The organism is Bacillus cereus group sp. N12 (genome assembly GCF_016483575.1).
Lineage (GTDB): Bacteria > Bacillota > Bacilli > Bacillales > Bacillaceae_G > Bacillus_A > Bacillus_A toyonensis.
In genome coordinates this window covers 1-16,477 of the sequence record NZ_JAEHBO010000097.1, presented here as the reverse complement: position 1 = coordinate 16,477, position 16,477 = coordinate 1, and the positions used below count along the sequence as shown (strand labels likewise).

The window sequence follows — 16,477 nt, the reverse complement described above, 5'->3', positions numbered from 1 at the left end:
ACTGTATTCCTTGGCGCCTCATACTCTACTACTCCTGCAACCGAACTTCCATCAGGACTTGGTAAAGCCTTTCGATCCACTTTCCCATTTGTCGTAAGTGGTAGCTTGTCTAGTTGAACAAAAAAAGCAGGAATCATATACTCTGGCAGCTCTTTTGCCAAAAACTTTCGAATTTCTTGAACCCTAGTCTCGTCCTCCGATGTTTCAGAAGTAAAGTACGCACATAAATATTGATGATTATTATTATCTTCTCTTGCGATTACAACAGCTTCTTTTACTTCCTTATATTTTAGAAGTTGACTCTCTATCTCACCCAGTTCAATCCTGAAACCTCGAATCTTCACTTGATGGTCAATTCTTCCTAAAAACTCAATATTTCCATCAGGTAACATTCTCACAAGGTCTCCTGTTCGATACATTCTCTCTCCTGGAATGAAAGGATTTGGAATGAATTTTTCTGCTGTGAGCTCTGGTCTATTTAAATAACCACGGGCCAAACCTTCTCCACTGATACAAAGCTCGCCTGGCACTCCCAATGGACAAAGCCCATTAGATTCGTTTAAAATAAAGACTTTTGTATTACAAATTGGTTTTCCTATTGGTATATTGTCATAAGAATTTTCTATAATAAAGCTTGTTGTTACTACTGAATTCTCTGTAGGACCATAGTTATTAACAATCTGGTAACTTTTATTTTCAAAATAATTTAGTTTATCTCCACCTGTTAATAGTCTCCTTAAAGATGTATTCTCAAGCATTAAAAATTGTTCACATACTTGTGTAGGTAAAAAGCTTATTGTAATCTCTTTTTCAATAAAATATTTGTTTAATTTCGTAATATCTAATTTTAAATTATCATTTATAATATGAATCTCTGAACCCGCTATGATATAAGGAAATACTTCCCAAGCAAATGCATCAAAACTTATACTTGCATAACTGGCATTTTTATCGGTTTCACTTATTTCATTGAAGGAATTATGCCAATTACATAAGTTCACCAATGAATGATGCTCCACCATAACTCCTTTTGGCTTTCCAGTAGAACCAGATGTATAAATGACATAGACTAAATCTTTACTGCTGCTATCAATACGTAAGTTCTCGGTTTCGTATTTAAACAAATACTCATTATGAATATTAATAATGCTAATATCATCAACTTCTGTACAATCAACTAAATTAATTAATTTATCCTGGGTCAATAATATTTCAGTTTGACTATCTTGAAGTATATATTTAATTCTATCTATAGGATATGTAGGATCAATTGGTAAATACGCACCACCAGCTTTTAAAATCCCCATAATTCCCACAATCACATCAACTGAACGTTCTAATAATATTCCTACTATTTTATCAGAACCAACACCATTTTCTCTTAACGCTCTTGCCAATTGATTAGATTTTTCATTTAACTCCCTATATGTCAATTTCTTATCTTCAAAAACAACTGCAATGCTATCTGGCGTTCGTTCTACTTGTTCTTCAAATAACTTGTGTATTAACTGGTTTTTAGAGAAATCTACATTTGTATCGTTATGTTCATACAATAAAAAGCGCTTTTCTTCTTGTGGAATCATATCTATTTTATTTACACTTATCGAAAGATTCCTTGATATTTCCCTTAGAATATTAATATAATTTTCTGTCATTCTTAATATTGTGTCTCTTTTGAATAATCCAGTACTATATTCGACATTTAACACAATCTCATCGTCATAATCTAAAATATTAAAAGTCATATCAAATTTTGCATTATCTAATTCAAATATTATTGGACTAAGATTTAAAGCACCTTGCTTCTTAGTAAATAATTTAGCGTCTTCCAATACAAACATGGTATCAAATAAAGGGTTTCTATTAGAGTCTCTTTCATAGTCTATACTACGAATTAGTTCGTCAAACTGATACTCTGAGTTTTCAAATGCTGTAATTGTATTTTCTTTTACCTGTTCCAAAATTTCTTTAAAACTTTTTGTAGCATCTATATTGTTTCTTAAAGCAATAGTGTTGACGAACACACCAAAAATATTTTGTAAATCTTGATGTAACCTACCTGATGCTGCTGTTCCGACAACAATATCAGTTTTTCCCGTATATTTGTGAAGTAATATATGATAAGCGCTAAGCATAAGCATATATAAAGTCGATCCTGTATCCTTAGCTACCCTTCTTATCTGTTCAGATAACTCTTTTCCTATATGAAAGTATGCATTTTCTCCTGCAAAGGTATCTATATTTTCTTTTCTATAATCATAAGGTAATTCTAATTTAGATGGCAGATGACTGTATAAATTCAGCCAATATTGCTCTTGTTTTTTTATAGCATTAGATTGATTATACGTATTATTCCATTCTACATAATCCTTGTATTGTATATTTATCTTAGGTAAATCAAGATTGTTATATAAATCGAGTATTTCATTCATAAATATTCCTTGCGATACCCCATCTGCTATTATGTGATGGAAGTTAACAACCAATATATGCTTCTCTACTCCGATTTTAATTAGTTTAGCTCTCATTAATGATGGTTTACTTAAATCAAAAGGCTTTGTTGATTCCTTACACATTTTGCTAGTTAAATCTCTTAAACCTTCATCATCTGTTACAACTATATCTAAACATTGGTATTCCAAATCAAAATCAACTTTATCATAAACCCTTTGAACTAATTCATTATCTAATACTTCAAATCCTGTTCTCAGGATTTCATGTCTATCTATAAATTTTCTAAATGCATTTTCAAGTCTATTACATTCCATTTCACCTTCAACAAGTAACGCCATAGGAATATGATATGCTCCTCTATTATTTTCCATCATAGAAAGCATGTACATTCGTTTTTGAGAAGGCGATGTGGCATAATAATCCTTTTTCGATATCCTTTCAATCATATTTCCCCTATGATTGTCTTGGCTATTTTTCAAATATTGATCTAATACCTTTATAGTATCATTTTTAAATATTTCTCCTATCGGCACCTCTATATTCATTCTCTTTTTAATTTCAGTAACAATCGATATCGCTTTTAATGAATCTCCGCCTATTTCATAGTAATTAGTATCTATTCCTATGTTTTCTATTCCGAATACATCTTTCCATATATCTAATATTTGGGCTTGAGTTTCATTTTCTGCTTCTTCACATTTAGTTGCTGCAACTTCATCTAGTTCATGATTTTTTATTAACTCCCCCAAAATACTCTTATTTACTTTCCCATTTACAGTCAATGGTATTTCATCTATTTTGAAAAATCTTGATGGAATCATATAATTCGGGAGCTGATTTTGCAAATATTGTTTTAGTTCATTTGGGTTTATGTCTTCATCTGAAACTACAAAAGCATATAGGCTTTTCATTTTATTATCGTTTGTATAGTCAATTACTACTGTTTTATTTACACCTTTATATTTGATTATACAATTTTCAATTTCCCCTAATTCTACCCTATATCCCCTTATCTTAACTTGACTGTCTTTTCTTCCTAAAAATTCGACATATCCGTCCTCTTTTAACACGCCATAATCACCAGTTTTATAAATATATCCTAATTCTTCGTGCAAAATAAATGACATCTTAGTTTTTTCAATATCATTTATATACCCACTTGCTACTCCCACTCCACCAATGTACAATTCTCCCTCTACATCCACGGGACACAATAGCTTGTTTTGATTTAATACATAAATTTTCTGGTTAGCCAACGGCATTCCATATGGTATACTTTTCCAATCACCCTTAATTTCCTTAATAGGGTAATATATGGACCATATTGACCCCTCAGTTGCTCCACCTAAGCTAATAACTTCCGCATTTTTGAAAGTTTTCTTTATCTTCTGAGGAAGTTCCAGCGGTATCCAGTCCCCACTAAGCAATACAAGCCTTAGACTATCATCCTGTTCACTATTATTATATAAGTCCACTGTCAGTTCCATAATTGCTGGAACTGAGTTCCAAATTGTGATTCCTTCTTTCTTTACAACTCTTTTTAAGTTATATACATCCCTTTGATCATCTATAATTACAAGAGCCGCTCCACAGCTCAATGCACCAAAAACATCATAAACTGACAAATCAAAGCACAGTGAAGAAATCCCCATAATTTTATCATTTTCTGTCACACAGAATTTTTCGTTAATATCTATAATTGTATTTGTTGCTGCACCATGAGTTATTTGAACTCCTTTAGGTTTTCCTGTACTACCAGAAGTAAAAATAACATATGCCATATCTGTTTCATCTACTTTTATATTGACTTCATCACTAGAATATTCCCTAATATTTTCATCTTTATAGGTAGAAGGTGTTATAAAGAACTTACAATTACTTTTCTTTTTTATATATTCTTTTCTTTCTTCAGGATAATCAGGATCCAGTGGTATATATGCTGCTCCAGCCTTTAAAACAGCAAACAAATTTATAATGGTATCTATACATCGCTTACCTATCACACCAATGTAATCACCTTTTCTAACTCCCTTATCCATTAAGTATCTTGCAATTTGATTCGATTTTTCATTTAGTTCTTTATAAGTTATCGAATCATCATGATGAATTACAGCTACCTTATCTGGTACTAGTTTTGCTCGATTCACAAACATTTCATGTAAAGTACACTTATCAAACTTTTTGTTTGTATCATTATAGGTTTCAATAACTTTTATGCTATTCTCACTAAGGTTAATACCTGACACTTGATCATTAAATATAACCTGATTTAATACATTTATATATTGTTCAAACATTGATTTAATAACATTGATCTCAAATAATTGTTCAACGTAATCCCATGTAATATATAAACCTCCATTTAATTCATAAACTTGGTTATCTATATAAACTTGGGATGTTCTTGTACTAAAAAATTTAATTTTTTCAAAGTCTATCAAATGATCAAATGAATCATCTGAGTCCTCACTCAATACACTTGTGAAGACAATAGGCATTATAGCTTGATTAACCATTCTATGTTTTTTTCCAATAGCTCTTATAAAATCCACACCATCATAATGTCTATGTTCAAGAGCTTCTAACAATGTATCCTGTACCTTCGCAGCAAATTTCCAAAATGACTCAATACTATCTTTCGCATTAATATCTAATAACATTAGAGTTGTGAAATCTCCAATGATTTTTTTTACGTCTTGATGAAACGGTATCCGATTAAAAACAGTTAAATTTACTGCAAATTGACTCTGATTACTCCAATATGCTAAGACATAAGCATATGCAGCACATAAAACCGATGTAGGGGTAAGATTTTTTTCTCTTGCTTTTTGTTTTAATTTATTCCATGTTTCACGTTCTAAAAATTCCGAACATTTATCGAATGTAGGTTTCTCAATTTCTAATGGGTTGCATTTTAAAGGCAATGCTGGTGCACTTGGGAAATTATCCAATTTATTTAACCAGTACTTCTCATCTTTTTTATATCGATTAGATTGCCTAAATTCATTGGTTGCTAAAACATAGTCTCTAAAATTATACTCCAGGTCAGGCAGCTGCAGACTTGGCTGATTGTAAAACATTTTAAATTCCTTGATTAATATTTTCATACTACTGTCATCACAAATTAGCGGATCTATATTTAACCAAAAATATTTTTGGTTATTGGGTAATATAAATGCTTTTATCTCAAATAATGGCCAAGTACTTGGATCTATGATTTTAGCTATCATATTTTGTCTTTGTTCCAATATACGTATCATTATATCTTCTTGATTTAAATTCCTTACATCTACTGTGTCTACAGAATAAAGAAGTTCTCCTTCTAAGATTCTTTGTGTTCCATTTTCAAAAACTATTGTTCTTAGTATAGGATGTCTATTAATTAATTTTTGTAATGCACTATTAAACCTATCTATATTAATATCTATTTCAAATTCAACCGTTAAATTTGTAGCTGCGCCACCAATTTCAAAAGCCGGATCTCTACCTATTAAATAGGCTAATTGTATACCTGTAAGTGGGAAAGGTTCATGTAAATTCTTTAAATCTGTAGTTTTTGTAAATTGTTGGTTCTCTATAATTTCTCCCTTGTTTGTTTCGATGTAAGCACTTATTTTCTTTATTGTAGATAATCTAAACAGTTCTTTTAATGGTAAATCAACACTTAACCTTTCATTCATTTTAGATAAAAGCTCCATTGCGTTTATCGAATGCCCACCAAGAATTGCAAAACTGTCATTAATACCAACTTTATTTATATTCAAAGTTTCCTGCCACATTAAAACGAGCTGTTTTTCAATCTCATTTCTTGGTTCCTCATATTCAACCTCGGTATTAAAACTTCGATCTGGTTCAGGTAAAGACTTTTTATCTATTTTTCCATTTGCTGTTAACGGCATTTTATCTAACTTAAGAAAATAAGTAGGAATCATATAATCAGGTAATTTTTCACCTAAAGATCTTCTTAATTCTTCAACAGTAACTTCTCCCACTAATGTTAGATATGCACAAATATAATTGCTCTTGTCCTTTTCTTCTCTTGCTACAACTACAGTTTCTTTTACATTTGGATGCTTTAATAACTGACTCTCTATCTCTCCAAGTTCAATCCTAAATCCCCGAACCTTTACTTGATGGTCAATTCTTCCTATAAACTCAATATTCCCATCAGGTAACCACCTAGCCAAATCTCCTGTGTGGTATAAACGCTCTCCTTCTGCAAATGGGTTTTTAACGAATTTCTCTAATGTTAACTGCTCATTATTTAAGTACCCTTTAGTTAATCCATCACCAGAAATACAAAGTTCTCCAGGTTCACCAATAGGAAGTAAATTTTTCTCTTCATCTACTATATAAACTGAAGTATTTGCTAACGGTTTACCTATGGGTAGAGTGTTAACATCCTCATCTATTTCATTTATAAAGTAATATGTGGCAAAAACAGTACTTTCCGTTGGTCCGTATACATGAATGAGTTTATCTTTCCCCAGAAATTCTAATGCTTTTCTTGCATGGGAGACTGAAATTCTTTCTCCTCCAAATAATATTTTTCTTATATTAATTAAACAATCTATTTTTATATCTACAAGCGCATTAAATAAAGCAGTTGTAATAAACATCACGTTTATGTTTTCTTGCTTAATTATATTTCCAAGCTTATTTATATCCGTGACTGTATCTTTTTCTATCACTACTAATTTCGCCCCATTTAACAGAGCACCATATATATCAAAAATTGATCCATCAAAAGAATAATTCGAAAGCTGCAGAATGGTATCATTATTTTTTATTGCTATGTAATTTGTATTTCGAACGACTCTGATAGCACTATAATGCGAAATGATAACTCCCTTTGGTATTCCAGTAGAACCCGAAGTATAAATAATATAAGCTGTATCATCAAAACGATTTACATGTTTCAGATTACCTGTACTTAAGTCACTTGAATCTAGATCGTCCAAATTAATTATTTCTAAATCATATTCGATTTTCTTAATGAATTTCTCTTGAGTCAATAAAATCATGGCATGACTATCCCGTAACATATAATCAATTCTTGCTTTTGGAGTATCAGGATCAATTGGGAGGTAAGCTGCTCCAGATTTTAAAATACCCATTATTCCAATTATCATTTCAAGTGATCTATCAGTCATTAATCCTATAATAGCATCTTTATTAACGCCCTTATTCCTTAACATCCTTGCTAATTGATTGGATTTCTCGTTAAGTTCCCTGTATGTGAGTTGTTTATCTTTAAACACAACTGCAATATTTTCAGGTGTTCTCTCCACTTGTTCTTCAAATAGCTGGTTTATGTGCTTATTTCTTGGATATTCGGTTTTGGTGGAATTGAATTTATTTAATATCATATCTTGCTCTGCTACTGTAATCTCATCGTAAGTTCTTATACCATCCTTGTTTATTTCACCAGAATTCTTAATAGACATATTGAATTTCCCCTTTTTTAGTAATTATCCATTACCAAAATTATTTATTATTTTATTACTGTTAAAAATATAGAGAATGAATTAAATAAAAAATTCATCGTTCATAACAAGGTATACAATCCCCCCTATTTATAAGTTAATAAAAGGAATTCTATAAAAGAATTTAACTTACTACGAGAAAAATTTCCTTATTTTCATGCAAAAAACATATGAAAAAGATTTAGCTGAATAATTAAAATAATCAGAAATTTTTTGCGGTAATTTAATTAAAGACAAATATTAAAACTCATATCAAGTTACAGATAACGCTACTACAGCACATAATTAAGAAAATAAATAAGTAAGGATAACTATTGGTATATAGCAGAGGAATCTAATTTAAAACCTCAGTTAACGTATCATTTATTATTGTTGTAATTTTTTCCACATTGTTATTTATAAAGAAATGATTTCCTTCCAAATTATAAATCTTAAAATTTCCACAAGTATGCTTCTTCCAACCAATTATGCCTTTTAGACTAATTAAATCTTCTGTTCCGTTTAATACAGTAATATCGCATGTGATTTTGTCCGCTTTTTCTTTATATTCATATGTTTCAACTATTTTAAAATCATGTTTTAGTAAAGGAATGAAAAATTCGAACAATTCTTCGTTACGAATTAATTCTTCTGGTGTTCCCCCTAATTCTATAACTCTATTTTTAAACTCGTTATTTGGTAAATTATAAGTTATCTCCTTCTTTTCCCTTTCACTCGGTGCTTTGTATCCGGAAAAAAAGATATGCTTGGGTTTCTTCAATCCCATTCCTATTATTTTATAGTATAATTCATACGCTAATAGGCTCCCCATACTATGTCCATAAATTGCATAATCTTCCTCACCTATTTTATCCCAAATACTATCAAAGATGTCATCTACCGCTTCTTCTAAGCTATTATAAAATGGTTCATTAAATCTTTTCCCTCTTCCCTTTAACAGTACTGGACATAGATTTATAGATGGGGTTAGATAATCACCCCATTTATAATATAACGCTTCGGATCCTCCTGCATAAGGCAAACAAAATAACATCATTAAAATGCACCTCTATCTGATAAAAGTTTGTAAAAATCATTAATAATAATATCTTGGTTAATCACTGTTATATTACTAGAAATTTCTTCATTTAATGAACATACAGCCATTTTGTATTCTAACTCTATATCAAAAATCGCCATTGAATAAGAATTACTTTTTTCTCCATTATCGGAAAGTATACGAACAGCTTTGTGACTATCTAAATTAATAGAAAATGATTTTAGTGACATTGATAATCCGCTTCCATAGCATTTAATATAACTCTCCTTCAATGTCCATACCTCATAAAACTTCCTCAATTGATAATTAACATCACCTTTTTGTATATAAGCATATTCACTATCACAGAAAAAACTTTTTGCTATTTCTTTGTATTCAATCTGTTTTATTTGTTCAATATCAATTCCAACAGGGTTATTACTAATTGCACATACTACAAATTCTCCCGAATGTGAAATGTTAAAGTAATAATTCGGATACCCCTTTAAATAAGGTTTTCCATAATGATTTTTCCCCCATACTATTCTTTCATTACCGATTTTAAGCTTTTTATTTGTTAGAGTCCTTACTAGTAATTCACCAATCAAGGTTCTAATTTTATCTTTTTTATTAATAAAGTTTTTTATTCTATATCTTTTCTCTTCATCTATCCACGAACAAATATTTTCTAATTTTTGATCATTTATATCTTTAATTTTGACAACAAAAATCTCCATAAAACCCCTCACAAATCCTAGTTAAATTAATTGATCAACTACAATTATTCGAGCGTTATGCTAACTGATTTTTCTACTTTCATTAATCGTGGAATGCTAATCATGTAAAAAACTCCTACAAATATTAAACATCCGCCTACTATCCAAAAAAGAGTTTCAACTGCAAGAATACCTGGGTAAAATCCGGCAATAAAAAGTAAGGTTAGTGACTGTGAGAGCATCATCAAAGGATTAATACACCCGTGTACTCTCCCCATCATTTTTGGATTTACTATTTTCGGAATCCAACCTCCAATAGCTACATTAATCATTGGAAGTGCTAGGGCAACTATACCAGTACAAACAACATACAGCCAAACTGTATTGACTAATGAACTCAAAATAGTCGCTCCTCCTCCAATAAACAAAGCTAAAATTAGTAAATGATAAAGCTTTATTTTTTGAGAAAGTATAGATGCTATAACACTACCAAGTAAAATTCCTATACCAAAGACTATACTTAATATAATTGAAACTTCTTCATAGTTTCTTGGGGCTAGTTTGTATTTTAAAATAAATACCTGCATCACTGAGAGCCCTCCATTTAAAATTCCGAAAACTATAAATCCGGAGATAAGTGTAAGTAACAAGTTGTGGTTCAAAATATATCGTATTCCCTTCACAAAATCCTTCATTACAATTGAAATGTTCAAATCCTTGATATTATGTTTTCCGTTTGGCATACGAATTTCTTCTGACATTCTACAAGATTTTATAAGAAGAGCACTAATAAAAAAACTAATTGCATCAATTAAGATTGCACCATAAATACCGATTACCCAATAACAATAAATCCCGATACCACTACCAAAAAGCATAAACAAACTTGAAATCATCTGATTCAAACCAACTGCAGTAGCATAATCATCTCTTGTTAAAACACCTTGTACAAGGGATGATTGTGCAGGTGTAAAAAAGCTCTTTACCATACTTCTTAAAAATAACAGTGCAAATGCTACTGGCATCCAGTTTAGAAAAAGAGACCACAATAATAAGAGCGATAATATAAAACAGATCCAATCACAATTTTGAGCTATTTTTTGTCGATCAATCCTATCAGTAACTACACCAACAAGAAAAAATACAACTAATGTGGGCAAAGACAACATCAGCTCCGTAATAGTAGCATATGCAGGTTGGTGCGAAAAACGATTTAAAAAATAAAACATAAGTGCAGTTAAACCGATTGTACTACCCATTTGTGAAGTAAAAGATGCAAAAAACAGCCTCGAGTAATTCCCATTTTGAAATATAACTAAAAGTTTCTTCATAAGGACTCCCCATTTAATTTGACTTAATTTGAATTATTCAGAATTTAATGCCTTTACTATGTTTGAAACGTAGAATATCTAAATCCCTAACGTTCATCGCAGTTCCTGTGGTTAGAGCCTAACACACTGCTTTAAGATATAATTTGCCACTAGGATTTCTATCGCGAATTACACGTCCAAATGTACACTACCACTCATTAAATTGTATAGTTTTTTATTCTGATATTCATAATCCAAACATAACTATCCAAAAGCATCCTCCTTTTGATATGCAGTTTATTTTCTCTACCTTTCCACGCTACATTCTAATACTACCTTATATTGTAATCAAAATAATAAACGAATTATTTTCTCAAGTTTTGAAATCACTAATAAATTATATTTATTAGTGATTTTGACAACTTGATTTCCCCTCTAAAAAACGTAATATTACTGTAAATTGTTTTCCAAAAAATAATTATGTATATCCACAATTATTACAAAAAGGAATGAACACAAATGTTATCCTATTCCTTGTAACTGTTTTAACTTAAGTATGAAATTCATTTTTGAAGCGAAAATGATGTGGGGTATGTCTATGAGGTTTAGTCTTCCAAAAAAATGTGATAAGTAAATTCTTACCAATAAAACGTTATTCGTATTTATGATACATATATAAACCATATTTTTACTTAGTTATTCTAGGACAATTGAAGTGGCAAGCTTAAGCCACTTCAATTGTCCTAGAAATGTTGCATCTTTACCTAACATCAAATTAACACTATAAGCAAATGCTACTTATAATTCAGATGTTTTTCCTTAAAAATTTTTCGATTTATCTTTTGCAGGTAAAATGTAGTTTTCCCCTTTTTCATATATAGAAAGTATTCTTTTCAAGAAAGTAACTTTTGGTACTAACCAATAAGCAATTATCGCTGAAGCAATCCCTAATATAGCACCTGTCATAACATCGAAAGGATAATGAACTCCTACCCAGATACGAGAAATGGCTACACAGAATGCAAGTGTAATCCATAGCCAACCAATCTTTTTATGAACAAGCCAAAATGAAAAACAAATTGAAAAGAATAAAATTGTATGGTCACTTGGAAATGAATTATCAACAGCATGCTCTACCAATTTATTAACATTGGGTAACTCTGCAAACGGTTGATAATTTGAATGAAACTTTCCTGCTATTTTCCCGATAACCTCAGCAATCACAAAAGCAATCATCGCTTGAACAACCATCATTCGATTTTGGTTAGATCGAGTAAACCAATACACTACAATAATTAAAGCTAAGAAATATACCATATATTCTGCCACGAACGTCATAGTAGAATTGAGAAATGGGTACTGTTTACCTAAATCGTTAACGGCTCGAAAAGCATCAATATTGAATTGAGAAAAAGACATTTTGAAAATCCTCCTTACGATATATATAAATCAAACGCTAATTATAATTTTTTAATCTACTTTTTGTTACTACCTAATAATTTTAGATGGTCCCATTTTATTTTTCTTAATGGATATCTACCTTTTTAAAATATGAAATCAATAATACTAATCCGATAATAGATGTTCCGAATATACCTATATAGGAGTACTCGGGAGGATAAGTGGGCTGAAGCGTATTTCTTGAAATATCACCTGCTGCTGCCCATGGAAACAATCCTCTATGTTCTGAATTTGCTGTCATTAAATTAATCATGGTTATTACAACTGTAAATACAATGGTCGGTACGTAATTCTTAAGTACAATTGTTAAAAGTATGATTGGTGTTGATAAAATAAAAAGCAATAATCCACCTATCAAAAATTGTACAAAAGATTCCCTTATTAAGGATGAACTTAGTCCATCAAATTGAAATATTATCCCTAATAATAATGTTAATCCCCATGCTACAAAAGTTAACATCATAATCCACGAAAATAGAAGCAAGAATTTACTTATAAGAAAATTCATACGTGATACAGGTATGGTTAATAAATTCTTTAATGTATCTTCTGTATATTCCCGAATAAATAGGTAGGCGGTTACAACCCCATATAGTGGTACTCCTATTATTAGAACAGTATATAAATTTACTTCACCAAACAATTGGCTAAATACAATAGTAGGAGTAGGGTGTTTAGTTTTTAAGCTTACAAATGATGCTACTACTACCATAAAAGGTACTACCGATGCACCGAGAATACTAATTAAGAACATATGGGATCGTTTTAGCTTTAATAATTCTGTATATAACAGATTAACCAATTGTTCCACCTCCAACTAATTTTGTGAAGTAATCTTCTAATCTGTCTTCACTCATCAAAATTTTCAAAACCTGAATATCATTTTGTACAAATATTTTATTGATATCTCCTTGTTGCCCAAGTTTAGAATAAACGCGAATAATCCCCTCATTATGAACTTCATAATCGAAAATGCCAAAGTTCTTCTCTAAGATTTTTGTAGCTTTATTGTCATTCGATACTTGAAACTCAATATATTTACGATTCTTTTTTCTAAGGCTGTTAAATTCGATTTCCTCTAAGAGCTTGCCTTCATGAATAATCCCCATATGATCTACTAACTGTTCTATTTCCGATAAAATGTGGCTGGATATTAATAAAGTAATTTTTCTTTCTTTAGCCAAATTTTGTATCAATCTTCTGATTTCCTTAATTCCTATTGGATCCAAACCATTAGTAGGCTCATCTAATATTAATAATTCTGGGTAATGAAGAAGAGATCTAGCAATCCCTAATCTTTGCTTCATCCCTAAAGAATATTTACCCACAAGCTTTTTAGTTTCATGTTGCAATCCCACGATTTCTAACGCTTCATCAATTGCATTTTTTTTGTGTATCCCAATAATTTTTGCATTAATTAGTAGATTTTCCCGTGCTGTAAGATTCTCATAAAATCCAGGAATTTCAACAATAGACCCAATTCTTTTAAGGATTTCTTTTTGATTTTTAAATAAATCTTCTCCAAATATTTCAATCTTTCCATGGGTGGGCTTTATCAATCCTAATAACATTCTAATTGTAGTCGTCTTCCCTGCACCATTTCGACCTAAAAAGCCGTAAATTTCTCCTTGATTTACGGTTATATTAAGATTATCAACTGATTTCTGATTGCCATAAATCTTTGTTAAATTTGTAGTTTTTATTATTGCACTCATGTAAGAACACCAACTTTCTTGTATGCTTATGTTTTTAGTATAGAAAGCAAATTTTAAACCGGGCTTAACTATTTCTTAACTATTTCTTAATTATGAAATTAACTAGTCATCATTAATTCCATCTTGCTCCATTGTACAATAAAGATAACCCAACTCTCCTTTGACTTTGATATAAGTCTCATCTAGATCCCAAGTATAGTGTGCAAATTTGTTTTTCTTTTTCCAAATCTGATTAATGTCAGGGTATGTTACAATTACTTGACCTTTATGTAATAAGTCTTCAAACACTACTATTTCTCTTTCTTGCTGTTTAATATCAACGAAAGTAATGGCTAGCTTTACAAAACCTTTTTTCTTTTTCAGTAAACTTAGTCTCAACAGTTACTTCTTTACCCTCAATTAATAATTGAGGGTAATTAGTATACAATTGATAAAAATAAAATAGAAAAAAGAAGACATGATATTCAAAATTTAATGGATAGACTATTTTAATATTAATTCTTCAAACGAGAAGAGCCCTCCAAATAGAACGGCTCTTCTTTATTTCACATACACATAGGCTTTGTTTACAGTAATTTTTTTGTATAGGACTTTTTCTTATCACATATACTATTTTTGAACCTGCTTACCAATACGCGTCCTTTTGGTGTCTTGAATTCCTCCTAAAAGAGCGGCAGTTACGACTCACGTACTTTTTATTTATCATTTTAACCAAGAAGACTCCTTCCTCAAGGAACGCGAAGTGAGTAGGTGGGAGATGAATTGGCTAAAATGAAAAAATTGAGTAATTACCTGTTATCCTTTATTTTATATATACTTTTCTTTAGCTTTGGCTTATTGTGTAACCGTACTTTAGTCCCATTAATATCTAATTCAATCTTTTCTTCCTCTAAATCCTCTATTTTCTCTTTATGTTCTTTTTCAATTCTATCTCTTTCTTCTTTTCTCTTAGTCGCTTTGGGACCAATTACAAACAGAATTAAAAATATACTCACCATCACAACAAAAGTAGTCACTAGTACCTCTCCCCCTTTGCCAAAACTTCATATAACAAAATTCTTTTTAATGTATTAGACTTAACTCAGTAATCTAGAGGAGAACGAGCACTAGCATAATTACACAGAAACATTATAGAAATTACCTGCACTATTCCTCCTTCTCCTATATAAACAAAGATTATAAATGACGCAGTAAGGCCGGTACTAGCAATGTCATTACAAATATAAAAATGGAACTATATCTCAAACTTGAACTCCATTTTCCATATTTGGGATGTTCAAATTTCTTATAAAGCATACCTAATGCTAAGGATATCAAAAACATTAATACAGCTGTTCCTAAAATTATAGAAGTAATTAAGCCCACCATATTACTCATAAAGGTTTGAAAATCAAAAGAACGTGTCGTCAACATTAACACTGGTAGAATCCTAATTAAAAGAATGAGAATAAATGAACCTACTCCATAATATATAGATCTTTTTTTCCACTTTATATGTTTAAACCATAAAGAAGCCCCAAAAACTAATAATGATATTAAAATTACTACAGAAAGTATAAGGAAAATAACATCAAAGAATGCAGGCACACTCGCATGGACTGCACCATCTATTTTATCTCCCCCATCTTTTATTACATCACTGCCGCCATTAAACAAAGAACCAAACCAGTCTACAATCCAATCGGTCATCCAAGAAATATCGAATGGTAACTCTTCATTATTTGTTTGTGCAGGAGCCGCTGAATTATACACCTCCAAATTATCCTCCCCCTTAATTGAAATTAAGCCCTTTACTTTAAGTATATAAATTTCCCTAACCAAAACTAAGAAAGTATTAAATCATATTTGATTAAATAGAAGAAACACATTTATGAATAGAAATTTTATTTGTTACATTTGTACACTCGCGTTTTGACAACTATCCTTTGCATTTAGCCTTGTCCCTATTTTGGAATAAGTAAAAAAGTACCCATCCAATTGTGATACACATAATAATTGGATGGGTACTTCATTACACATTCTTTATTCTGTTTTTATTGATATAGACGAGGTTTATACATTTCATGGTGATACAAACTATAGTAACCAAGTGAACTACCCACCACTTAACGTCCTAACGGACTGTTTGAAGTGGGGGCTTCTCGGTTAGTCGTTACTTTTGGTAGCTAACGAATTCGTGCTAAGACAGCCGAGCTAACTCCCTTGTTCCAAGGGTTATTTTATTACTATCTATACTAACACCAATAGGCGTATTGCTTCATTTTTGATATTGATAGCTGCGTTATAATCTCTATCGAGATTTACACCGCATATACAA

The 16,477-nt window shown here is 30.8% G+C and carries 9 protein-coding genes and 2 pseudogenes; all 11 read right to left on the bottom strand.

What is annotated here, in order from left to right; all coding sequences use genetic code 11:
* Window positions 1-7,901, bottom strand: a 7,901-nt coding sequence (locus JDS92_RS26600; RefSeq protein ID WP_199632799.1) for a non-ribosomal peptide synthetase, incomplete at its 3' end; no start/stop codon positions are given.
* A 373-nt stretch (window positions 7,902-8,274) separates the two neighbouring features.
* Entirely contained in the window at window positions 8,275-8,976 is a 702-nt protein-coding gene (locus JDS92_RS26595; protein ID WP_097959236.1) for a thioesterase II family protein, read from the bottom strand.
* Window positions 8,976-9,695 carry a 4'-phosphopantetheinyl transferase family protein gene (locus JDS92_RS26590; protein ID WP_199632798.1) on the bottom strand — a complete coding sequence of 240 codons (720 nt, stop codon included), beginning with the start codon at window positions 9,693-9,695 and terminating at the stop codon, window positions 8,976-8,978. Before JDS92_RS26590 ends, JDS92_RS26595 begins: the two co-directional genes overlap by 1 nt.
* Before the next feature lie 44 nt (window positions 9,696-9,739).
* Window positions 9,740-11,005 carry an MFS transporter gene (locus tag JDS92_RS26585; RefSeq protein WP_097959234.1) on the bottom strand — a complete coding sequence of 422 codons (1,266 nt, stop codon included), beginning with the start codon at window positions 11,003-11,005 and terminating at the stop codon, window positions 9,740-9,742.
* Window positions 11,006-11,803: 798 nt separating this feature from the next.
* Window positions 11,804-12,403, bottom strand: coding sequence for an undecaprenyl-diphosphatase (locus JDS92_RS26580; protein WP_097959233.1), 600 nt, complete (start codon window positions 12,401-12,403; stop codon window positions 11,804-11,806).
* Between the two features lie 106 nt (window positions 12,404-12,509).
* Window positions 12,510-13,247, bottom strand: coding sequence for an ABC transporter permease (locus JDS92_RS26575; RefSeq protein ID WP_000247702.1), 738 nt, complete (start codon window positions 13,245-13,247; stop codon window positions 12,510-12,512).
* Window positions 13,240-14,160: an ABC transporter ATP-binding protein gene (locus JDS92_RS26570; protein WP_088123155.1), complete on the bottom strand. Its 921-nt coding sequence runs from the start codon at window positions 14,158-14,160 to the stop codon at window positions 13,240-13,242. The genes JDS92_RS26575 and JDS92_RS26570 overlap by 8 nt, the downstream gene beginning before the upstream one ends.
* A 105-nt stretch (window positions 14,161-14,265) precedes the next feature.
* A pseudogene (locus JDS92_RS26565) lies at window positions 14,266-14,587 on the bottom strand (VaFE repeat-containing surface-anchored protein); the annotation flags it as partial.
* Window positions 14,588-14,948: 361 nt separating this feature from the next.
* Window positions 14,949-15,176, bottom strand: a complete 228-nt coding sequence (locus JDS92_RS26560; protein WP_199632797.1) for a hypothetical protein — start codon at window positions 15,174-15,176, stop codon at window positions 14,949-14,951.
* 160 nt (window positions 15,177-15,336) lie between these two features.
* Window positions 15,337-15,936 (bottom strand): hypothetical protein, encoded by a 600-nt coding sequence (locus tag JDS92_RS26555; protein WP_199632801.1) that lies wholly within the window; start codon window positions 15,934-15,936, stop codon window positions 15,337-15,339.
* Window positions 15,937-16,389: 453 nt separating this feature from the next.
* A pseudogene (locus tag JDS92_RS26550) lies at window positions 16,390-16,477 on the bottom strand (RNA-guided endonuclease InsQ/TnpB family protein); the annotation flags it as partial.

What these genes read in the sequence shown, in the direction of transcription:
- JDS92_RS26595 (WP_097959236.1), bottom strand. Translation starts at nt 8,976, where the DNA reads ATGATGTTATTTTGTTTGCCTTATGCAGGAGGATCCGAAGCGTTATAT.
- JDS92_RS26585 (WP_097959234.1), bottom strand. Translation starts at nt 11,005, where the DNA reads ATGAAGAAACTTTTAGTTATATTTCAAAATGGGAATTACTCGAGGCTG.
- JDS92_RS26580 (WP_097959233.1), bottom strand. Translation starts at nt 12,403, where the DNA reads ATGTCTTTTTCTCAATTCAATATTGATGCTTTTCGAGCCGTTAACGAT.
- JDS92_RS26570 (WP_088123155.1), bottom strand. Translation starts at nt 14,160, where the DNA reads ATGAGTGCAATAATAAAAACTACAAATTTAACAAAGATTTATGGCAAT.
- JDS92_RS26590 (WP_199632798.1), bottom strand. Translation starts at nt 9,695, where the DNA reads ATGGAGATTTTTGTTGTCAAAATTAAAGATATAAATGATCAAAAATTA.